We start from the raw sequence: 21,056 nt of genomic DNA, 5'->3' as shown, positions 1-21,056 counted from the left end.
TCCGCAGCCGGTCCGGGGAGACTGCGGGCATGACCTTCCGGCATACCGTCCTCATCACCGGCGCCAGCAGCGGGCTGGGCGCCGAGATGGCCCGCCAGCTGGCGGCGCTCGGCCACGACCTCGCCCTGTGCGCACGCCGCACCGACCGGCTGGACATGCTGCGGGCAGAGATCCTCGCGGCGCACCCGGAGCGTCGGGTCGCCGTACGCTCCCTCGACGTCAACGACCACGACCAGGTCTTCGAGGTCTTCCGCGCCTTCCGCGACGAGCTCGGCGGGATCGACCGCGTGGTGGTCAACGCCGGGCTCGGCAAGGGCGCGCCGCTGGGCACCGGTCGGTTCGACGCGAACCGCGAGACCGCGATGACCAACTTCGTCGGCGCCCTGGCCCAGACCGAGGCGGCGATGGAGCTCTTCCGCGCCGCCGGTGGCGGGCACCTGGTGATGGTGTCGTCGATGTCGGCCGTGCGCGGGCTGCCGGGCACGGTCACGACGTACGCCGCCACGAAGGCCGGTGTCGCCCATCTCGCCGAGGGCCTGCGCACCGAGCTGCACGGCCAGGAAGGCTATGCGGTCACGGTGCTCTATCCGGGCTACATCATCTCGGAGATGAATGACTACGCGCAGCCCACGTCGCCGCTGATGGCGACGACGGAGCGGGGCGTGCGGGCGATGGTCGCGGCGATGGAGAAGGAGGTCGACGCAGCCGAGGTGCCGCGGCTGCCGTGGCAGGTGCTGGCGCCGGTGATGCGGCACGCGCCACTGCACGTGTTCAAGCGGATGATCTGAGCGTGCACAAGCGCCGACTCGCGGTCAACAAGCGCCGACTCGGCTCAGGGGGAGTTGTCGGTGAGGCGGGCGAGGTTGGCGGCCTGGCGACGCATGACGGCGTCGTAGGCCGGGCGGTCGCTGAGCTTGAAGGAGTACGCCTGCCGGCCGGCCTCGTCGGGGAGCACCACGTCGGCGCCCTCGTCGATGCCGGCGAGGGTGGCCGCGGCGATCTCCTCCGGCCCGACCGGCGAGTCGGCGACCAGGCGGCGGAAGATCGCGCCGACCGCCTCGTCGCTGCCGACCAGGTGGTCGACCAGCCCGGTGCGGAAGTACGACGGGCACACGACCGTCGCGCGCACCCCCCAGCCCGCTAGCTCGTGGCCGGTCGTCTCGGTCAGCGCGACCACGCCGGCCTTGACCGAGTTGTAGGCCGCCATCCCCGCGGGATGGACCAGCCCCGCGAGCGAGGCGATGTTGACGACGTGACCCGAGCGCTGGTGCTTGAAGACCGGCGTGAACTCGGCGGTCCCGCGCACCACGCCGAAGAGGTTGACGTCGGTGAGCCGCTGCCACTCCTCCATCGTGGTGTGGTCGAGCCGCCCGCCGCCGGCGATCCCGGCGTTGTTGACCAGGACGTCCAGGCCGCCCCACTCGTCCTCGACCCAGGCGCGCGCCGCGGCCCAGTCCTCGGCGGAGGTGACGTCCAGCGTGCGGTCGACCTCGCCGGCCGCACCGGCGAGGTCGGTGGCCAGCACCCGGTCCCCGCGCTCGCGGAACCCCGCGACCAGGGCGGCCCCGAGTCCGCCGCCGGCGCCGGTGACCAGCACCCGCCGGCTCACCGCGCCGCCCGACGGCGTACGTCGTTGCTCAACGTCATGGTCGACACCCTAGCCAGAAGGGCAGCCGGTCAGGCCGGGAAGGACTCGCCCTTCGCGGCCATCTCGCGCAGTCGGTCGGTCGGCCGGAACCGGTCGCCGTACGCCTCGGCCAGCTCGTCGGCGCGCGCCACGAAGGCGGCCAGGCCGATCTCGCCGCTGGCCGACTCGTATCCGGTCATGAACTGCGCCGCGCCGCCGGTGTTGGCCGGGAAGCCGATGCCCATGATCGAGCCGATGTTGGCCGCGGCCGCCGAGGTGATCACGCCCTCCTCGAAGCACTTGGCCGTCTCCAGCGCCTCGATGAACAGCATCCGGTCCTTCATGTCCTGGAACGGGATCTGCTCGTCGGCGGGCGGGAACTGCTCGGCGATGCCGGGCCACAGGCGAGTACGCCGACCGTCCTCGTAGTCGTAGAACCCCGCGCCCTTGAGCCGCGAGGGCCGGCCGATCTCGATCATCTTCTCGACCACGTCGGCCGACGCGTCGGTGGGGAGCTCGCGGCCCTCCTCCTTGGCCGCCGCCTCGTTCGCCACGCGGATCTTCTTCATCAGCTCCATGTTGAGCTCGTCGGAGATCTGCAGCGGGCCGACCGGGAAGCCGGCCTGGGTGGCCGCACGCTCGATCGACATCGGGTGCGCACCCTCGGCGAGCATCACCAGGCCCTCGTTGATCTGGGTGCCGATCACCCGCGAGGTGTAGAACCCGCGGCTGTCGTTGACCACGATCGGGGTCTTGCGGATCTGCTGCACGACGTCGTAGGCCTTCGCCAGCGCCGCGTCGGAGGTCTCCTCACCGCGGATGATCTCCACCAGCGGCATCTTGTCCACCGGCGAGAAGAAGTGCAGGCCGATGAAGTCCTTCGGGCGGTCCACACCCTGCGCCAAGCCGGTGATCGGCAGGGTCGAGGTGTTGGAGCACAGCAGGCTGTCGGCCTCGACGTACGGCGCGATCTCGGCGAACACCTTCGCCTTGAGCGACGGGTCCTCGAAGACCGCCTCGATCACCAGGTCGCAGCCGGTCAGGTCGGCCGGGTCGGCGGTCGGGTGGATCCGGCCGGCGATCTCGTCGGCCTTCGCCTGGTCGATCTTGCCGCGCTCGACGCCCTTGGCGTTGAGCTTCTCGGTGTAGGCCTTGCCCTTCTCCGCGTTCTCGACTGCGACGTCCTTGAGCACGACCTCCATGCCCGCGCGGGCGCAGACGTAGGCGATGCCGGCGCCCATCATGCCGGCGCCGAGGACGCCGACCTTGCGGGCGACGTACTTCTCGAAGCCGTTCGGGCGCAGCGAGCCGGAGTTGATCGCCTGCAGGTCGAAGAAGAACGCCTGGATCATGTTCTTGCTGTTCTGACCGGTGATCAGCTTGGTGAGGTAGCGCGACTCGATCCGCGAGGCGGTGTCGAAGTCGGTGGACGCGCCCTCGACCGCGGCGGACAGGATCGCGCGCTGTGCGGGGTAGTTCGCGCCCTTGGTCTGCTGGCGCAGCAGCGCCGGGAAGGCCGGCAGGAAGGCCGCCAGCTTCGGCGACTGCGGGGTGCCGCCGGGCATCCGGTAGCCCGCGCGGTCCCACGGGTTGCGCGCCGCGTCCTCGTCGCCCGCTTGGGCCTTGATCCACGCCTTCGCGGCGGGGACGAGCTCCTCGCGGGTCGCGACCAGCTCGTCGACCAGGCCGGTGGCCTTGGCCTTGGCCGGGTCGAACTGGGTGCCCTGGAGCAGCACGTCCATCAGCGCGGACTGCAGGCCGAGCATGCGTACGACGCGGGTGACGCCGCCGCCACCGGGCAGCAGGCCGAGCGTCGCCTCGGGGAGGCCGATCTTGACCGAGCGGTCCTCGACCGCGATCCGGTGGTTGGCCGCCAGCGCGATCTCCAGGCCGCCCCCGAGCGCGGCGCCGTTGATCGCGGCGACGACGGGCCGCGGGTAGGTCTCCAGCCGGCGCAGGCCGGCCTTGATCTGCTCGCCCTGCTCGAAGATCTGCGGCGCGTCGGCGGGCGTGGCCTTCGACATCAGCTTGAGGTTGCCGCCGGCGAAGAAGGTCTTCTTGGCGCTGGCGATCACCACGCCGGTGACGTCGTCGACCTCGTCGTAGAGGCGGTCCACGGCCGCGGCCATCGACTCGCGGTAGAGGTCGTTCATGGTGTTCGCGCTCGCGGTCGGGTCGTCGAGCGTGAGGGTGACGATGCCGTCGGCGTCGCGGTCGTAGCGGACGGCGGAGGTCGTCTCGGTGGTCTCGGTGGTCATCAGGGAAAGTCCTTTCTCAGACGCGCTCGACAACGGTGGCGATGCCCATGCCGCCGCCCACGCACAGCGTGGCGAGGCCGCGGCGCAGGTCGCGCCGCTCGAGCTCGTCGACCAGGGTGCCCAGGATCATCGCGCCGGTCGCGCCCAGCGGGTGGCCCATCGCGATCGCGCCGCCGTTGACGTTGGTGACCTCGTGGCTGATGCCCATGTCCTGCATGAAGCGCATCGCCACCGCGGCGAACGCCTCGTTGATCTCCCACAGGTCGATGTCGTCGGCCTGGAGACCGGCGACGGCGAGCGCCTTGCGGGCGGCCGGTGCCGGGCCGGTGAGCATGATCGTCGGGTCCGCCCCGGAGACCGCGGTCGCCACGATCCGGGCACGCGGGGTGAGGCCGAGGTCGTTGCCGACCTCCTCGCTGCCGATCACGGTCAGCGCGGCGCCGTCGACGATGCCCGAGGAGTTGCCGGCGTGGTGCACGTGGTCGATCCGCTCGACCCAGTGGTACTTCTCCAGCGCCACGTCGTCGAAGCCCGCGTCCTTGCCGATCTGGGCGAAGGACGGCTTGAGCCCGGCGAGGCCCTCCACGGAGGTGTCGGGCCGGACCAGCTCGTCGCGCTCCAGCACCGGGATGCCGTTGAGATCCTTCACCGGCACGATCGCGCCGTCGAAGTATCCGTTGGCCCAGGCCTTCGCGGCCCGGTGGTGCGACTCGGCGGCGAACGCGTCGACGTCCTCGCGCTTCCAGCCGCCGAGGGTGGCGATCAGGTCGGCGCCGATGCCCTGCGGCACGAAGCCGGTGGTGAGCGCCGTACGCGGGTCCTGCGCCCAGGCGCCGCCGTCGGAGCCCATCGGCACCCGGCTCATCGACTCCACGCCGCCGGCGAGGATCAGCCCTTCGAAGCCGGAGCGCACGCGCATCGCGGCCTGGTTGACGGCCTCCAGCCCGGAAGCGCAGAAGCGGTTGAGCTGCACGCCCGCCACCGTCTCGGGGTAGCCGGCCGCCAGCGCGGCGGTCTTGGCGATGTCCCCGCCCTGCTCGCCGATCGGCGAGACGACGCCCAGCACCACGTCGTCGACGCGGTCGGTGTCCAGGTCGGGGTTGCGGGTGCGGACCTCCTCGAGGAGGCCGACGATGAGGTCGATGGGCTTGACCTCGTGCAGCGAGCCCGCGGCCTTGCCCTTGCCGCGCGGGGTGCGGAGGTGGTCGTACACGAATGCTTCTGCCATGGTGGTGATTGTGACAGCATTACTGTCACGATCGTCAAGGTTCGCCCCCTACCTGTGGGGCGGCTCACAGCCCAGGACCCCGAGGAGGAACGCCGCCGTGGCCCAGCCCGACGTCGACGCGCTGCGCGAGCTGCTGACGCTCGACGAGCTGACCAACCGGGTCGGCATGAGCGTCCGCAACGTCCGCTTCTACACCGCCAAGGGGCTGGTGCCGCCGCCGATCCGGCGCGGGCGCTCGGGCTACTACACCTCCGAGCACGTCGCCCGGCTGGAGCTGGTGCGCGAGCTCCAGGGGCACGGCTTCACCCTGGCCGCGATCGAGCGCTACCTCGACGGGATCCCGGCGGAGACCACGCCGGAGGACCTCGCGCTGCGCCGTACCATGCTGGCGCCCTGGTCGGCGGAGTCGATGGTCGAGCTCAGCCACGCCGAGTTGGAGGAGCGCGCCGCCCGACGCCTGGACGCCGACGCGGTCGAGATGCTCGAGGTGGTCGGGATCGTCCAGCGGGCCGGGCGCGGCCGCTACCGGGTCGCCACCTCCCAGCTCGCGATCGGGCTGGGGCTGCTCGACCTGGGCTTCCCGACCGAGGCGGCGCTGGCCGCGCGGGAGGTGTACGCCGCCCACGGGCGGGCCGTGGCCGAGGAGCTCAACGAGGTCTTCCGGACCCGGGTGTGGCCGGCCTACAAGGAGGCGGGTGCCACCCCGGAGACGATCCGCGAGGTCGTGGAGAAGCTCAAGCCGCTCTCCATCGCCTCGCTGGTCGCGGCCTACGAGTCGGCGATGGACGACACCCGCCGCGAGGGGATCGAGCGGCGGGCCCGGCGTCAAGAGGAGTCGGACTCCCGCTCGGCCAGCGCTCGCCGTACCGCCTCGCGGTAGGTCAGCGGCTCCCTCGGCACCACCGAGCGCACCGAGTCGTCGGTCACCAGCACCTCGGTGCCCATGGAGTCGATCAGGTTGCGCCCGGTCGTGACGTCCACGTCGGTGACCAGGGCCAGCCAGTACGACGACAGCCGGGGCGTCAGCACGGGTACCTGCACGATCGGGACCTTCCGGCCGGTCATCTCCTCAGCGGCGATCTGCAGCATCGAGAGGTAGGTGAGCCGGTCCGGGCCGCCGATCTCGAGCACCCGACCGAGGGCCCGCTCGTTGTCGACCACGCCGACGAGGTAGCCCACCACGTCGTCCACGGCGATCGGCTGGGTGCGGGTGCCGACCCAGCGGGGCACCACCATCGCGGGGAGGTTCTTCACCAGCTGGCGGGTCAGCTCCCAGGAGATGCCGCCGTGCCCGACCACGATGGCGGCGCGCAGCACGGTGACCGGGACGCCTGCCTCACCGAGCAGCTGCTCGACCTCGCGGCGGCTGCGCAGGTGCGCCGAGAGCTCCTGCCCGTCGGCGCCGAGCCCACCGAGGTAGACGATCTGGCGCACCCCGGCCTCGGCCGCGGCCGCCCCGAAGGCACGGGCGGCGGCCGCGTCCTTCGCCTCGAAGTCGTCGTCGCCCAGGCTGTGCACGAGGTAGATCGCGACATCGGCGCCCGCGAGCGCGGGGCCGAGGGAGTCCGGGTCGTGCACGTCGCCGCCGACGGGCTCGCCGGGTCCGCCGTACTCCTCCGGACGGCGGGTCATCGCCCGCACGGAGTGGCCGGCCGCGACCAGCTCGGGGATCAGGCGGCTGCCGACGAAGCCGGTGGCTCCGGTGACCAGGACGGTGCTCATGGCGCCACGCTATGCGCCCGGCTCACCCGAAGATGGCAGGCAGGGCGAAGAGCATGGTCCCGGACCAGGTGATGTGGGTGAGGATCGGCGCGAGGACGCCGCCGGAGGCCTGACGCTGCAGCCCGCACACGGTGCCGAGCAGGACGGCGGCGAAGCCGAGCATCAGGTTGCCGGTGGCCAGCGTGGCCACGGTGTAGGCGACGGTGGACCACAGCACCGGCCGGCGGGGTACGGCGGCATAGAAAGCTCCGCGGAAGAACAGCTCCTCGCCGATCCCGGTCGCCACCGTGAGCAGCAGGAGCAGCAACGACGGGTCGCCGCCCGCGTGCGCGAGGACGCTGCGGACCAGGTCGGAGACCGGGTCGAGGAAGGAGATGCGGGTCATCACCCAGCCGCCGAGCGCGAAGATCCCGGCCAGCAGCAGGCCGGTCACGATCGGGCCGCTGATCGGCCGGCGCAGCCGGTCGCCCTGCATCAGCCGGCCCAGGTGCAGGGGCCCGGAGGCGAAGGCGCCGGCGGTCCACACGATCGCCAGCACGGCGGTGGAGAGGTAGAACCAGCCGCTGCCCGGGTCGATCCGCAGGGACACGCCGAGCACGACGGCCCCGAGCACCACGACGACGGCGGTGACGACCTGCCGGCGACGCAGCTCGGCGTCGGAGGCGGCCGGGGTGCCGGTCGCGGGCTCGGCGGTGAGGGATCGCCAGATGTCGCGCACGTGCCTCAGTGTCTCAGCCGAGCTGTACGGCGGCCGCGGGGTCCTCCTCGGGAAGGTCGCCGTCGACCGCCGCGGTGACGTCGACCCGGCCCAGCTTCATCCGGCCGCCGAGCACGTTGAGGAAGGCCGTGTCTGCGGCGTCGCGGCCGGTGGCGATCCGCAGCATCGACTCCCGCGGCGCCAGCCGGGTCGCGTCCACGACCTGCCAGGCGCCGTCGAGCCACACCTCCGCGACCGCGTGGAAGTCCATCGGCGTCAGGCCGGGGGCGTAGACGGCCGCCAGTCGCGCCGGGAGCCCCCGCGCCCGGAGGAAGGTGATGACGAGGTGGGCGAAGTCGCGGCACACGCCCGCGCGGGCGAGATAGGTCTCGGTCGCCCCGTCGGTGACCCGGCTGGAGCCTGAGAGGTAGAGCAGGTGGTCGTTGACCCACGTCGCCACGGCCTCGACGGTCTCGGCGCCCTTCATGCCGCGGAAGTGGGCCGCGGCGACCTGGGCGAGTCGGTCGGAGTCGACGTACCGGCTGGGGTTGCGGTAGCTGATCCGGTCGATCTCGGGGGCCTCCTCGGGCTCACTACGGCCCTCGACGACGGCCCGGTAGTCCAGTTGGAACTCGCCCACGGGCGCTTCCGGTACGACGTGCAGCCGGCCGCCGTGGGGCGACTCGACCTCGTGGTAGTCCACGGGCTCTCCGTCGACCGTGACGGTCAGCTCCTCCTCGAGCAGCCCGGGATGCCGGGCGACGGCGACGGCCCAGACCAGGTAGGCGGGCTCGGAGACGGTGCCGGTGATCTTGGCGGAAACGGTGCGCTTCACTCGGGTCAGCCTGTCATTGTTGTACCGCAGAGAAACACCGAGGGGCCCCGCTCCTGCCAGGCGGGGCCCCTCGGTGTGATCGAGGGGGACGTCAGCGCTTGAGGTTCTTCGCCGCGTCCTTGAGGTTCTCACCGACCTGCTTGACCTTGGACTCGCCCTGCTCGGCTCGACCCTCGTTCTTCAGCTCGTCGTTGCCCGTGGCGGCGCCGGTGGACTCCTTGGCCCGGCCCGAGGCCTCCTCGAACTTGTTCTTCGCCTTGTCACCAATACCCATGTCAGGTCTCCTTAGCGGCTCGCTGAACGAACAATTCACAGTCAAGCATGCGGACCTCGTCCAAAGATCACCCGCAGGGATGCAGTCTGTGCGCGGTTCTGGACGAGCGGCTCCGAGGTGCGTCAGCCGGTGAGGACGAAGTCGACCCTGAGGGAGGGTTGCTGTCGGGGTCCGGGCCCCTTCGGGTCGGTCAGGGGTGGGGGTCGGGTGAGGTAGTGGTGCCCGGTGGGCAGGGTGGTGGCGATGCCGTGGGTGCCGTGCGGTCCGGGTGCGGGGGTGGTGTGCCAGTCGGGGGCCTGCTTGGCCAGGTTGCAGGCCTCGCACATGCCCTTGAACCGCCCCGGGTCTGGTGGAGGCATTGATCCCACGGAAGGGTGGAGTCATGCCAGCACCGAAGAAGTACCCGGTCGAGCTTCGTGATCGGGCGATTCGTTTGGTCGAGGATCTGCTTGCCGATCCCGACCTCGAGCTCTCGGTCACCGGCGCGTGCAGCCGGGTGTCGGAGCAGCTGGGCATCAACCGCGACACGTTGCGGGGCTGGGTCAAGCAGGCCCAGATCGATGCCGGGACCAAGCCAGGCCTGTCGACCGACCAGCAGCGCCGGCTCAAGGAGCTGGAGGCCGAGAACCGTGAGCTGCGGCGGGCGAACGCGATCTTGAAGACCGCCTCGGCTTTCTTCGCGGCGGAGCTCGACCGCCCATCGCCACGCTCGTGAGGTTCATCGACGAGCACCGCCACGACAGGGTCGATGGCAGGGAGTTCGGGGTCGAGCCGATCTGCAGGGTGCTGTCCGAGCACGGCTGCAAGATCGCCCCGGCGACCTACTGGGCTCACGCGAAGCGACCCGCGTCGGCCCGGGCGGTTCGGGATGCGGAGCTGATCATCGAGATCCGCCGGGTTCATGAGTCGAACTACGGGGTCTATGGGGCCCGCAAGGTGTGGCGTCAGCTCAACCGCGAGGGCATCGAGGTCGCCCGCTGCACCGTGGAGCGGCTGATGGCTGCCGATGGCCTGGCCGGAGCGGTCCGGGGCGCCAGCAGGCGCACCACCCCCCCGACCCCGCTGCGCCGCGGCCGGAGGACCTGGTCGAGCGGCAGTTCGTGGCTGTTCGTCCCAACGAGCTGTGGGTTGTGGACTTCACCTACGTGGCGACCTGGTCGGGGTTCGTCTACGTCGCCTTCTGTGTCGACGTCTTCGCCCGGGTGATCACCGGCTGGCGGGTGTCCCGGTCGATGAGCACCGACCTGGTGCTGGACGCCCTCGAGATGGGGATCTGGCAACGCCAGCGCGAAGGCCACTCCATCCAGGGGCTGGTGCATCACTCGGACGCGGGCAGCCAGTACACCTCGATCCGCTACACCGAGCGGCTCGCCGAGGCCGGCGCGAAGCCCTCGATCGGGTCGGTCGGGGACTCCTACGACTGTGAGAAGAATCAGGGGCTGCCTGGCCGGGGTCTGACCCTTGCTTACGACTGGCCGCGGTGCCTTGGCGTTGATCTGTCGGCGCCGGCCAGGTGGCGATCAACGCACACGCCGGCTGGCCGGGAGGGCGGTGACCGAATAGGGGCCTGATCGCCAAACCTGACCCATCACAGTCCTGTCCTACCCGCCCGACCAGCTGGCTCCGACCACCCAGCAGATCAGGAGGGCAGCCATGACCAGCATGACCGTCGAACCCGCCGAGCAGGTAGCCGCCGACGTCACGAGTCGGCAGATCATCATCGGTGTCGACACCCACAAGTACGCCCACGTCGCGGTCGCCTTGGACCACCTCGGCGCACGGCTCGCTGCGCAGCATGTCGCGGCGAACCGCGAGGGATACGCGCAACTCGAGGCTTGGGCCGCCTCGTTGGCCGGCAACGGTCGCGTGATCGCTTACGGCGTCGAGGGCACCGGCAGCTACGGAGTCGGCCTGGCCAGTTTCCTGCGCCGCACCGGCCACCGCGTCATCGAGGTCAACCGCGGTGACCGGCGCGGCCGTCGCAGCAACGGCAAGAGCGACACCCTCGACGCCGAGGCCGCCGCGCGTGCAGTACTCGGCGGCCAAGCGACGGCGATCCCGAAGTCCGCCGACGGCACCGCCGAGATGATCCGACAGATCAAGATCGCCCGGGACACCGCGCGGAAGGCCAGGACCAGCGCGATGATCACGCTCAAGGCGCTGATCGTCACCGCGCCCGCGGACCTGCGCGAGCACCTCGCCGGGACATCCGACAAGGTCCTCATCAACCGGTGCGCCTCGTTGCGTCCGGGAGCGGTGACCTCACCGACCGCGAGTGCGAAGCACGCGCTACGGACGCTCGCGAAGCGCTACCAAACGCTGGACGCCGAAATCCGCGAGCACGACACGATCCTCGACGACCTCACCCGCGCCCACGCACCCACCCTGCGTGAAGGACTGGGCATCGGCGCCGACACCGCCGCCGAGGTCCTCATCGTCTTCGGCGACAACCCAGAACGCGTTCACTCCGAAGCCGCGTTTGCCAAGCTTTGCGGCACCAGTCCGGTCCCTGCCTCATCAGGCATGACGAACCGGCACCGGCTCTCACGAGCCGGTCACCGCGAAGCGAACGCCGCCCTCTACCGAGCTGTGATCGTCCGGATGAGGTTCCATCAGCCGACCATCGATTACGTCGCCCGACGCACTGCCGAGGGGCTGTCTAAACGCGACATCATCCGGTGCCTCAAGCGTTACCTCGCCCGCGAGGTGTACCAAGCCGTGATGACCGACCACCGCGCCCGCCGGGGCGAGGCGCCACAATGAAGTCTTGACCTATAGGGGCGTCAACGCCATGGCCGAATCGATCATCGGCCTGTTCAAGACCGAAGTCATCAGACGGCGCGGTCCGTGGCGGAACCTCGACGACGTCGAGATCGCCACACTGGAGTGGGTCGACTGGTTCAACAACCGGCGCCTCTTCGAGGCGCTCGGCAACATCCCACCGGCCGAGGCCGAAGCCACCTACTACCTCACGCAGCACGAGTCTGAGACCCTCGAAATGTCAGAACCGAGCCTCCACTGAACCCGGGGCGGTTCACCTGCCCGTTGGTGGCGCTGGTCGGGCCGCCCGAGGCGTGGTCGGTGGCGTGGTCGAGGTGGCGGACCGGGGCGTCGCACCAGGGGGTGCGGCAGGTGCGGTCCCGGAGCCGGATGAACCGGGCCAGGCTGGCGCGGAACCGGCGCGAGCGGGTCTCGGCCGCGGCCAGCTCTCCGGTGACCGGGTGGGTGTAGAGCCGCCGTACCCACACCTTCTCCCCTTCGGTGAGCGCGTCGGCGGTGATCTCCCGGGCGAGCTCGGCCGGGATCGGGCCGTAGCCCTCCAGGTGCGCGGGGTCTTCGCTGGTGCCGAACAGCGCGGCATCGGTCATCACCAGCCCCAACTGCACCCCCGGACCTACCGGGGCGCCCGCGTCGGTGGAGGGGCTGGTGGGCTGGTCGTGCCAGCTCGTGGACGAGGTGGGGGCGACGGCGTGGGTGGTGACGGTGTCCACCAGGGTGTCGGTGATGACCTGCCCCCGGGTGCGGGGGTCACCGGCCGCGCGGGCAGCGTCCGCGGCCCGGGTCAGGGTGGCCCACAGCGCGACCCCGGCCTTGACCGGCAGCAGGGCGGTGAACCACACCATGGTGTCCGGTGCCGGCCGGATCGAGGCATGCCGGTCGGCCTCGGCGTTGCGGCGGCGCGCGACCGCGGCCGCGGGGTCGGCCTGCTCGGCCGCGGCCCGCACCAGCCCGGCCAGCTCCCGATCGCCCCGCTCCTGGAGCCAGCACGGGTCGGCGGCGATCTGGGCGTCCACCGCCACCCGGTCGGCCAGGGACAGGCACGCGGTCTCCCGCGCGATCAAGGTCGCCTTCCACTCGGTGATCCGCCCGGCACGCCACGCCGCCCACGTGTGGGGCAGCTCGCGCTGCACGATCAGCGCGAGCCCCAGATGCCGGGCCCCGCGGTGCGGGGAGACCCTCCGGGCGTGCGCGACCTGATGCCCGATCCCCCGGCCCTGCGCGGCCGCGGGCACTCCGGCCGCGGCCCGCGCGGCCCGGGTCTGTGTGTCCAGCTCCGCCGAGAGCGCCGCCTGTGCCGCGGTGACCACACACGACAGCTCCTCCAACGCCCGGATCGCATCCACCATCCCGGCCGGGTCCAGCCCCGACCCCGCCTCCTCGGGACCGTCGGGACCCTCGTCGGTCGCCGCGGCGACCGCCGCGGACAGCTCGGCCGCCCACGCTCCCACCGTCCCCGCGCACAGCCGCTCACCCGGCGCCGCGGACAGGGAGACGAGCTCTGCGAGACGTTCGATCATAGATACGATTCTACTCCGCTCGACCGACAGTAGACACCCGACCTTCGTCCCTGTGGACAACGACCTTGGCCTCGACAAGCTCGACCAGCGAAAGCCGGGCCGGGTCTCGACGGGCTCGACCACCGAGAGCCGGGGTGTGGTCTCGACGGGCTCGACCAGCGAAGGCCGGGGTGGTCTCGACCGGCTCGACCAGCGAGAGCCGGGCATGGTCTCGACAGGCTCGACCACCGAAGGCCCGCACGACCACCGAGAGCCGGGGTGGTCTCGACGGGCTCGACCAGCGAAGGCCCGCACGACCACCGAGAGCCGGGGTGGTCTCGACGGGCTCGACCACCGAAGGCCCGCACGACCCACGAGAGCCAGCGCGGGTCTCGACGGGCTCGACCAGCGAGAGCCGGGGTGGTCTCGACGGGCTCGACCAGCGAAAGCCGGGCCGGGTCTCGACAGGCTCGACCAGCGAGAGCCGGGGTGGTCTCGACGGGCTCGACCAGCGAGAGCCGCGGTGGTCTCGACGGGCTCGACCAGCGAAGGACCGCTCGACCAGCGAAGGCCCGCTCGACCAGCGAAGGCCCCCGGGCCTCAGCTGAACGCCAGGGCGGCGTCGTCGATCCGGGAGCGCCGGATGGTGCGGACGTCGTGCAGGTAGTTCTGCCGCAGCCGCCAGGGCTCCTTGTCGCCCTGGCGCGGCAGGTCGTCGATGGAGCGGAGCACGTACCCGGCGCTGAAGTCCATGAACGGCTCGCGGCCGAGCCCCTCGGGCGGGACGGGGACGACGGCGCGGTAGCCGTGGGCGTCCATGTGCGCGAGCAGCCGGCAGACGTACTCCGCGACCAGGTCGGCCTTGAGCGTCCAGGACGCGTTGGTGTAGCCGATGGTGAAGGCGAAGTTCGGCAGCCCGGAGAGCATCAGCGCCCGGTAGGAGATGCTGTCGCTGAGGTCGACCTTGTCCCCGTCGACGACGAACTCAGCGCCACCGAAGGCCTTCAGGTTGAGCCCGGTGGCGGTGACCACGACGTCGGCCTCGAGCTCGCGCCCGGAGCCCAGGCGCAGGCCGGCGGGGGTGAACCGCTCGATGGTGTCGGTGACGACCTCGGCCCGACCGGAGCGCAGCTCCTTGAAGAGGTCGGAGTCGGGGACCAGGCACAGCCGCTGGTCCCACGGGTCGTAGCGCGGCTTGAAGTGGGTGTCCACGTCGACGGACGCGGGCAGCCGCTTGAGGTTCTCGCCGCGGATCAGCCGCCGCGCGAGCCGCGGCTGGGCCTGGCAGAACTGATAGAGCGCGGTCGCGGCGCCGATGTTCTTCCACCGCACAACCCGGTAGGCCGCCTTCTCCGGCAGTCGCCGGCGCAACCAGGAGGCGATCTTGTCCACGGCCGGGAGGGAGAGGATGTACGTCGGGGAGCGCTGCAGCATGGTCACCTGCTCGGCGCCGCCCTTGGCCAGTGCGGGCACCAGCGTCACCGCGGTCGCGCCGGAGCCGATCACCACGACCCTCTTGCCGGTGGGGTCGAAGCCCTCGGGCCAGTGCTGGGGGTGGATGACCTCGCCGGCGAAGCTCTCCTGGTCGGCGAAGGTCGGAGTGAAGCCCTGCTCGTAGTCGTAGTAGCCCGAGCACGCCCAGAGGAAGTCGGCGGTGAGCTCGCGGGTGCCGTCGGGGGTCTCGGCGGTCACCGTCCAGCGGGCGGTATCGCTGTCCCACTCCGCGCGCACGACCCGGTGCTCGAAGAGGATCCGCTGGTCCACGGCGTACTCCCGCGCCGTCTCGCGCACGTAGTCCAGGATCGCGCCCCCGTCGGCGAGGGACTTCTCCCCCGTCCACGGCTTGAAGCGGTAGCCCAGGGTGTACATGTCGCTGTCCGAGCGCACCCCCGGGTAGCGGAACAGGTCCCAGGTGCCGCCGGACGCCGCACGCGACTCCAGCACGAGATAGGACCTCCCCGGATGCTCGCGGCTCAGTTGCGCGGCCGCGCCGATGCCGGAGAGTCCGGCGCCGATGATCAGGACGTCCACGTGCTCGCTCATGAAAGTAACTGTAACCCGATGTCGCACTCACTCGGAGGAAGTGCGTCGTGGCTCACACACCCACGTCCGAGTCACACACTTGGGGGCGTTGAGGCAGACCTTCGGTCAGTGGCACCTTCTCCTAAGACGGGGGTGTCGACCGCCGTTCATCCTCTTCGCGGACCAGAAGGAACTCTCATGAACCACTCGTTCACTCCTGCGCTCCCGCCCTCCCGCGGGCCGCTCTCCGGCCTGCTCGTCGACGCGCTCCGGCGCCGCCCCGACCAACTGAGCGCCTCCGACGCCGACCTGCTGGTCGCGCTCGCTGGCGCGTCCGGCGAGCTCACCGCGCCGGAGGCGGTCGAGGACGTCCAGCTCGCCCTGTGGGTGCTCTTCGAGCTGCACTACCGCGGGTTCGCCGGGGTGGACGCGGACTGGGAGTGGGACCCGCGCCTGCTCTCCGCCCGACGCCACCTCGAGGACAGCCTGCTGGAGTCCCTGCGCCGTCGTCTGGCCCAGCCGATCGAGCGGTTCCAGCGACGGCTCGTGCGCGAAGGTCCCGCCGCGGCCGTCGACGACGCCTTCGAGCAGCAGCCCGGCCCGGCGCTGGCCCGCTTCATCCGCCGCACCGCCGACATCGAGCAGTGGCGCGAGTTCCTCGCCTGCCGCTCGGTCTACCAGCTCAAGGAGGCCGACCCGCACTCCTGGGCGATCCCGCGACTGCACGGCCGGGCCCAGTCGGCGCTGCTGGACATCCAGTACGACGAGTACGGCACCGGCCGCCCCGAGCGCAAGCACGCCACCTTGTTCGCCGACACCCTGACCGGCTCCGGGCTGAGCGCCGACTACGGCCACTACGTCGCCCACGTTCCGGCCGAGGTGCTGGCCGCGTCCAACTTCATGTCGACGTGCGGGCTCCGGCGCTCGCTGCGCGGGGCCAGCGTCGGCCACCTGGCGATGTATGAGTCCTCCAGCTGCCAGCCGAACCGCGACTACGACCGCGGCGCGGCCCGACTCGGGTTCGGCGAGGACGTCCGGGCGTACTTCCTCGAGCACGTCGAGGCGGACGCGGTGCACGAGCAGGTCGCGCTGCGGCACATGCTGGGCGGGCTGCTGGCCGACGAGCCGAGCCTGCTGTCGAGCGTCGCCCTCGGCGTCGTCGGCGGGATCCACCTCGACAACGCGGTCGCCCGCCGTCAGCTGAGCGCCTGGAAGTCCGGCGAGAGCTGCCTGACCAGCCCCCTGACCCAGCCGGTGGCCGCGTGACCGAGCGCGAGCCCGAGGTGGTCTGGGAGCCCTGCGACGACGGGCCGCTCCTGGTCCGGGGCGCCCGGGTGTGGACCGACGGCGACGGGGTCGAGCACCCGGTCACCCGCCCGGTCGTGGCGATCTGCCGGTGCGGCGGCTCGGCACTCCAGCCGTGGTGCGACGGCTCGCACAAGCACCTGCGCCGGTCCTGACCTCTCCCGAGATCGGACTCAGCGGGCGTAGAGCTCGACGAACCGGGACAACAGGTGCGGCGGCTCGCTGACCGTCGCCGCCCGCGCGGCCGCGACGAGGCCGTCGTACTCGTGGGGATGGAAGTAGCCGTGCTCGCGGTAGACGGTGATTCGCAGCACCAGCTGCTCGACGTCGAGCTCGGGGTGGAACTGCGTGGCGTAGACGTTGCGCCCCAGCCGGAAGCCCTGCACCGGGCAGGCGCGCCCGCGCGCCAGCAGCACAGCCCCGGCGGGCAGGTGACGCACCGCCTCCTTGTGCCCGAGGAAGGCGTCGAAGCGCTCCGGGAGTACGCCGAACAGCGGGTCCTCGCGCCCGGCGTCGGTGAGGGTCACCGGGACCGCGCCGATGGGCTCGCCGTACGTGCGGTCCACCTCGCCGCCGCGCAGCGACCCGATGGTGCCGATGCCGTAGCACGCGCCCAGGAACGGGAAGTCGGAGTCCAGCACCCGCTCGGCCAGCGCCCGCAGGTCGGCCTCGACCCGCAGCTGGACCGGCGACTTGGACGCCTCGGCATCGGAGATGTTGAACGGCCCGCCGCCCAGGATGATGCCGGAGAGCCCGTCGAGCTCCACGTCGTGCAGCGCATCCCGCTCCAGACGGATCCGCCGCAGGTCGCCCTCGGCGAGGCCGGAGAAGCGCAGGACGGCGTCGTACTCCCCGTCGGCGGCGTCGTCCTCCGCGCGGGTCCCGAGGAACAGGAACGGCTTCACGGGGAGGAGCGTAGGACGAGGCGAGAAAGGCGCGCGCGACCCGGTCGCGGACAGGGCTATCGTCGGAACCGATGAGCCTGCCCTCCGTCGCCCCGGACCCCGCGGCCGCCGAGCTCGCCGCGGCGTTCCGCCGGCTGCCCGCCGACGCGCCGGTGCGGCTGGGCAAGCGCACGTCGAACCTGTTCCGCCCGCGCGCGGCTGCGACGACCACCCTGGACACCAGCGGCCTGAGCGGGGTGCTCGCGATCGACCCGGTGGCGCGGACCGCCGACGTGCAGGGCATGTGCACCTACGAGACCCTGGTCGACGCGACCCTGGCCCACGGCCTGATCCCGCCCGTGGTCCCCCAGCTGAAGTCGATCACCCTCGGCGGCGCGGTCGCCGGGCTCGGCATCGAGTCCACCAGCCTCCGCAACGGACTGCCGCACGAGTCGGTGCTGGAGATGGACGTCCTCACCGGCTCCGGCGAGATCGTCACCTGCACGCCGGACGGCGAGCACGCCGACCTGTTCCGCGCGTTCCCCAACTCCTACGGCTCCCTGGGCTACGCGCTGCGGCTGCGGATCGAGCTCGAGCCGGTGCCGCCGTACGTCGCACTTCGCCACGTCGCCTGCGCTGACGCCGACGACCTGACGCGCGCGGTGGAGGAGGTCGCCGCGACCGGGGAGTACGACGGCCTCCGCGTGGACGCCGTCGACGGGGTCGCCTTCGCCCCCGGCGACCTGCGGCTGACCCTGGCCCGCTGGACCGACGAGCCCGGGCGGGTCTCGGACTACACCGGCCAGCAGGTCTACTACCGATCGGTCCAGGAGCGCACCTCCGACCGGCTCACGATCCGCGACTACCTGTGGCGCTGGGACACCGACTGGTTCTGGTGCTCGGCCGCGTTCGGCGCGCAGAACCCGACCGTCCGACGGCTCTGGCCGGCCCGGTGGCGGCGCTCGGACGTCTACCACCGGCTGGTCGGGCTGGACCGCCGCTACGGAGTCGTCGACCGGCTCGACGCCCGGGCCGGGCGGCCCCGGCGGGAGCGGGTGATCCAGGACGTCGAGGTGCCCGCGGACCGACTGGGCGACTTCCTCGCCTGGTTCGACGCCGAGGTCGGGATGCGGCCGGTGTGGCTGTGCCCGCTGCGGCTGCGCGACACCACCCACGGCGAGCGCCCGTGGGCGTCGTACCCCCTCGCGGCCGGGACGACCTACGTCAACGCCGGCTTCTGGGGCACCGTCCCGGTCGGCCCGGAGGCGCCGGATGCACCGGTCAACCGGGCGATCGAGGCGAAGGTCGACGAGCTCGGCGGGCATAAGTCGCTGTACTCCGAGGCTTTCTATGACGTGGAGACCTTCGACGCGCTCTACGACGGACCCAACCTCGCGGCGGTCCGGGAGCGCTACGACCCGGGCGGCAGACTGACCGCCCTCTACGACAAGGTGGTGCGAGGACGATGACGACGACGGTGGCGGGGGCGCTGGAGTCGCTCCTCGAGCACGACCTGCCGGTGCGGTTCACCGCCTACGACGGCAGCTCCGCCGGCCCGGCCGACAGCCCGATCACCCTGGAGCTGCGCTCGCCGAAGGGGCTGACCTACCTGCTCACCGCGCCCGGCGACCTCGGGATGGCGCGGGCCTACGTCAGCGGCGAGCTGGTGGCGCACGGCGTGCACCCGGGCGACCCCTACGACCTGCTCACGCTCCTGCAGTCGCGGGTCACGATGCGCCGCCCGAGCCCCACCGAGGCGTGGGCGATCGCCCGCGACCTGCGGCTGCACCGGCTCCGCCCGGTCGCGCCGCCGGCCATCGAGCGGCGGCCCCGGTGGCGCCGTACCCTCGACGGGGTCGCGCACTCCCTGCGGCGCGACGCCACCGCGATCTCGCACCACTACGACGTCTCCAACCGGTTCTACGAGCACGTGCTGGGGCCGTCGATGGCCTACACCTGCGCGGTCTTCCCGACGGAGACCGCCACGTTGGAGGAGGCCCAGGCGGAGAAGTTCGACCTGGTCGCGCGCAAGCTCGACCTGCGAGCCGGGCAGCGGCTGCTCGACGTCGGCAGCGGCTGGGGCGGGATGGTCCTGCACGCCGCGAGGGAGTACGGCGTCCGCGCGCTCGGCGTGACCCTGTCGCGGCAGCAGGCCGAGTGGGGCAAGCGCGCCGTGGACGAGGCGGGGCTGGGCGACCTGGTGGAGATCCGGCACGCGGACTACCGCGACGTGCTCGAGCAGGACTTCGACGCGGTCAGCTCGATCGGGCTGACCGAGCACATCGGCATCGCGCGCTACCCGTCGTACTTCTCCTTCCTTCGGAGCAAGGTGCGACCCGGCGGCCGGCTGCTCAACCACTCCATCACCCGGCCCACCAACGCGGCCGTGAGGACGGGGGCGTTCATCGACCGCTACATCTTCCCCGACGGCGAGCTGACCGGGGCGGGGACGATCATCTCCCGCGCGCAGGACGCCGGCTGGGAGCTCCTGCACGCGGAGAACCTGCGCCCGCACTACGCCCGGACGCTGGCGCACTGGTCGGCGAACCTGCAGGCGAGCTGGGAGGCATGTGTCGCCGAGGTCGGCGAGGAGCAGGCGCGCCCGTGGGGGCTCTACCTCGCGGGCTCGCGGGTCGGCTTCGACCGCGACGACGTCGAGCTGCACCAGGTGCTGCTGGTCGGGACCGAGCCGTCCGGCGAGGTCGCCTATCCGCTGCGCCCGACCTGGGGGTCCTGACGCCTCAGGCCTGGGCGGCGGCGCCGGAGTCCAGCAGCGGCTCGGGGTCCACGCCCCAGGCGGCCAGGGCCGCGCGGGTGTCGGTGCCGGGCTCGCGCGGGGGCAGGCCGAGGTCCGCGGCCGTGCGGGAGAAGCGCGGCGCCGGTGCCGGCTGGGTCAGCCCGTCGCGCTCGACCAGGGTGCCGCGGCCCGCGATGTGCGGGTGGTCGACCGCCTCGGGCAGCGGGATGATCGGCGCCACGCAGGCGTCGGTGCCGTCGAAGACCTCGGCCCACTCGGCCTGGGTGCGCTCCTTGAAGCGCGCGGTGAGCAGCTCGCGCAGCTGCCCGAGGTTGCCCAGGTCGTTGCGGTCGGGAGCCTTGCCCTCCAGGCCGAGCAGTGAGATCAGCTGGTCGTAGAACTGCGGCTCCAGCGCGCCCACCGACATGTGCTTGCCGTCGGCGGTCTCGTAGACGTCGTAGTAGGGCAGCCCGCCGTCGAGCATCCCCGACGCGCGGCGCTCGCTCTGCAGGCCGATGCCGAACATCGAGGCGCCCATGGCGTTCAGGTGCGCCGTACCGTCGACGATCGCGGCGTCGACCACCTGCCCCCGACCGCTCACCTTCGTCTCGAGCAGGGCGGCCAGGATGCCGATGACGAGGTACGTCGACCCGCCGCCGAAGTCGCCGAGCAGGTTGAGCGGGAAGTGCGGCCGCGCCGGGTCCTGACCGCACCCGTGCAGCGCGCCGGTGATGGCGATGTAGTTCATGTCGTGGCCGGCGGCGTTCGCCCATGGGCCCTCCTGGCCCCACCCGGTCATCCGGCCGTAGACCAGCCGCGGGTTGCGCTCCCAGCAGGCGTCGGGGCCCAGCCCGAGCCGCTCCAGGGTCCCCGGCCGCATCCCCTCGACGAGCACGTCGGCCTGCTCGACCAGGTCGAGCACGGCGGCGACCGACTCCGGTCGCTTGAGGTCCAGCGCGACGCTGGGGCGGCCGCGGGTGAGCACGTCCTGCGCGCCGCCGACGGTCAGCGGGCTGCCGCCGGGCCGGTCCACCCGGATCACGTCGGCGCCCAGGTCGGCGAGCAGCATGCAGGCGTGCGGGCCCGGCCCGATCCCGGCGATCTCCACGACCTTCACCCCGCGCAGCGGGCCGGTCCCCTGTCCCAGCTCGATCTCCGTCATGCCGCGCATCATGTCAGTGCGTCCCGGG

Annotated in this window: 19 protein-coding genes and 2 pseudogenes; 9 read left to right on the top strand and 12 right to left on the bottom strand. The window is 71.9% G+C overall.

The features are described 5' to 3' along the window. The first annotated feature begins 29 nt into the window (after positions 1 to 29). Positions 30 to 788 (top strand): SDR family oxidoreductase, encoded by a 759-nt coding sequence (locus K8W59_RS00745; RefSeq protein ID WP_223396869.1) that lies wholly within the window; start codon positions 30 to 32, stop codon positions 786 to 788. A 44-nt stretch (positions 789 to 832) separates the two neighbouring features. Here the strand turns inward: K8W59_RS00745 and K8W59_RS00740 are convergent, their stop codons facing one another. The 3 genes from K8W59_RS00740 to K8W59_RS00730 form a co-directional block, all read right to left on the bottom strand. Continuing rightward, positions 833 to 1,609 carry an SDR family NAD(P)-dependent oxidoreductase gene (locus K8W59_RS00740; protein ID WP_223396868.1) on the bottom strand — a complete coding sequence of 259 codons (777 nt, stop codon included), beginning with the start codon at positions 1,607 to 1,609 and terminating at the stop codon, positions 833 to 835. 68 nt (positions 1,610 to 1,677) lie between these two features. Further along, positions 1,678 to 3,885 carry a 3-hydroxyacyl-CoA dehydrogenase NAD-binding domain-containing protein gene (locus K8W59_RS00735; RefSeq protein WP_223396867.1) on the bottom strand — a complete coding sequence of 736 codons (2,208 nt, stop codon included), beginning with the start codon at positions 3,883 to 3,885 and terminating at the stop codon, positions 1,678 to 1,680. A 16-nt stretch (positions 3,886 to 3,901) separates the two neighbouring features. Continuing rightward, positions 3,902 to 5,113 carry an acetyl-CoA C-acetyltransferase gene (locus K8W59_RS00730; RefSeq protein ID WP_223396866.1) on the bottom strand — a complete coding sequence of 404 codons (1,212 nt, stop codon included), beginning with the start codon at positions 5,111 to 5,113 and terminating at the stop codon, positions 3,902 to 3,904. 97 nt (positions 5,114 to 5,210) lie between these two features. On the opposite strand from K8W59_RS00730, the gene K8W59_RS00725 reads away from it, so the two are divergent. After that, positions 5,211 to 5,993, top strand: a complete 783-nt coding sequence (locus K8W59_RS00725) for a MerR family transcriptional regulator (protein WP_223396865.1) — start codon at positions 5,211 to 5,213, stop codon at positions 5,991 to 5,993. On the opposite strand, the gene K8W59_RS00720 is transcribed toward K8W59_RS00725, so the two are convergent. From K8W59_RS00720 to K8W59_RS00700, 5 genes are all read right to left on the bottom strand, one after another. Beyond that, entirely contained in the window at positions 5,939 to 6,835 is an 897-nt protein-coding gene (locus K8W59_RS00720; RefSeq protein ID WP_223396864.1) for an NAD(P)H-binding protein, read from the bottom strand. The two genes, K8W59_RS00725 and K8W59_RS00720, sit on opposite strands and share 55 nt — an antisense overlap. A gap of 22 nt (positions 6,836 to 6,857) precedes the next feature. Continuing rightward, positions 6,858 to 7,553 carry a CPBP family intramembrane glutamic endopeptidase gene (locus tag K8W59_RS00715; RefSeq protein WP_223396863.1) on the bottom strand — a complete coding sequence of 232 codons (696 nt, stop codon included), beginning with the start codon at positions 7,551 to 7,553 and terminating at the stop codon, positions 6,858 to 6,860. 13 nt (positions 7,554 to 7,566) lie between these two features. Continuing rightward, the gene (locus tag K8W59_RS00710; protein ID WP_223396862.1) at positions 7,567 to 8,367 is read right to left on the bottom strand and encodes a transglutaminase-like domain-containing protein; all 801 of its coding nucleotides are present in this window, start codon (positions 8,365 to 8,367) and stop codon (positions 7,567 to 7,569) included. A 91-nt stretch (positions 8,368 to 8,458) separates the two neighbouring features. After that, positions 8,459 to 8,641, bottom strand: coding sequence for a CsbD family protein (locus K8W59_RS00705; protein WP_223396861.1), 183 nt, complete (start codon positions 8,639 to 8,641; stop codon positions 8,459 to 8,461). 122 nt (positions 8,642 to 8,763) lie between these two features. Then, entirely contained in the window at positions 8,764 to 9,000 is a 237-nt protein-coding gene (locus K8W59_RS00700; protein ID WP_223396860.1) for a hypothetical protein, read from the bottom strand. 23 nt (positions 9,001 to 9,023) lie between these two features. On the opposite strand from K8W59_RS00700, the pseudogene K8W59_RS00695 reads away from it, so the two are divergent. From K8W59_RS00695 to K8W59_RS00685, 3 genes and pseudogenes are all read left to right on the top strand, one after another. Then, a pseudogene (locus K8W59_RS00695) lies at positions 9,024 to 10,062 on the top strand (IS3 family transposase); the annotation flags it as partial. Between the two features lie 232 nt (positions 10,063 to 10,294). Next, complete coding sequence (locus K8W59_RS00690) at positions 10,295 to 11,404, top strand: IS110 family RNA-guided transposase (protein WP_223396521.1); 1,110 nt, start codon at positions 10,295 to 10,297, stop codon at positions 11,402 to 11,404. A gap of 22 nt (positions 11,405 to 11,426) precedes the next feature. Next, positions 11,427 to 11,663 (top strand): annotated as a pseudogene (locus K8W59_RS00685) (integrase core domain-containing protein); the annotation flags it as partial. Here K8W59_RS00685 and K8W59_RS00680 read toward each other — a convergent pair. Together K8W59_RS00680 and K8W59_RS00675 are read right to left on the bottom strand one after the other, a co-directional pair. Then, positions 11,611 to 12,939 carry a DUF222 domain-containing protein gene (locus K8W59_RS00680; RefSeq protein ID WP_223396859.1) on the bottom strand — a complete coding sequence of 443 codons (1,329 nt, stop codon included), beginning with the start codon at positions 12,937 to 12,939 and terminating at the stop codon, positions 11,611 to 11,613. The pseudogene K8W59_RS00685 and the gene K8W59_RS00680 overlap by 53 nt on opposite strands. A 579-nt stretch (positions 12,940 to 13,518) precedes the next feature. Then, on the bottom strand, positions 13,519 to 14,961 hold the full coding sequence (locus K8W59_RS00675) for a flavin-containing monooxygenase (protein ID WP_223396858.1): 1,443 nt from the start codon (positions 14,959 to 14,961) through the stop codon (positions 13,519 to 13,521). A gap of 177 nt (positions 14,962 to 15,138) precedes the next feature. Between K8W59_RS00675 and K8W59_RS00670 the strand changes: the two genes are divergently transcribed. After that, positions 15,139 to 16,206, top strand: coding sequence for an iron-containing redox enzyme family protein (locus tag K8W59_RS00670; protein WP_223396857.1), 1,068 nt, complete (start codon positions 15,139 to 15,141; stop codon positions 16,204 to 16,206). After that, entirely contained in the window at positions 16,203 to 16,400 is a 198-nt protein-coding gene (locus K8W59_RS00665) for a CDGSH iron-sulfur domain-containing protein (protein WP_223396856.1), read from the top strand. The genes K8W59_RS00670 and K8W59_RS00665 overlap by 4 nt, the downstream gene beginning before the upstream one ends. A gap of 18 nt (positions 16,401 to 16,418) precedes the next feature. On the opposite strand, the gene K8W59_RS00660 is transcribed toward K8W59_RS00665, so the two are convergent. Further along, positions 16,419 to 17,150 carry a glutamine amidotransferase gene (locus K8W59_RS00660; RefSeq protein ID WP_223396855.1) on the bottom strand — a complete coding sequence of 244 codons (732 nt, stop codon included), beginning with the start codon at positions 17,148 to 17,150 and terminating at the stop codon, positions 16,419 to 16,421. Between the two features lie 71 nt (positions 17,151 to 17,221). Between K8W59_RS00660 and K8W59_RS00655 the strand changes: the two genes are divergently transcribed. After that, entirely contained in the window at positions 17,222 to 18,598 is a 1,377-nt protein-coding gene (locus K8W59_RS00655; RefSeq protein ID WP_223396854.1) for an FAD-binding oxidoreductase, read from the top strand. Next, positions 18,595 to 19,866 (top strand): SAM-dependent methyltransferase, encoded by a 1,272-nt coding sequence (locus K8W59_RS00650; protein WP_223396853.1) that lies wholly within the window; start codon positions 18,595 to 18,597, stop codon positions 19,864 to 19,866. Before K8W59_RS00655 ends, K8W59_RS00650 begins: the two co-directional genes overlap by 4 nt. A 4-nt stretch (positions 19,867 to 19,870) precedes the next feature. On the opposite strand, the gene K8W59_RS00645 is transcribed toward K8W59_RS00650, so the two are convergent. Beyond that, positions 19,871 to 21,028 carry a CaiB/BaiF CoA transferase family protein gene (locus tag K8W59_RS00645; RefSeq protein WP_317846296.1) on the bottom strand — a complete coding sequence of 386 codons (1,158 nt, stop codon included), beginning with the start codon at positions 21,026 to 21,028 and terminating at the stop codon, positions 19,871 to 19,873. Positions 21,029 to 21,056: the final 28 nt, after the last annotated feature.

This window comes from Nocardioides rotundus, assembly GCF_019931675.1.
Lineage (GTDB): Bacteria > Actinomycetota > Actinomycetes > Propionibacteriales > Nocardioidaceae > Nocardioides > Nocardioides rotundus.
The sequence above is the reverse complement of the archived record's forward strand: the minus strand, read 5'-3'. Positions and strand labels throughout refer to the sequence as shown.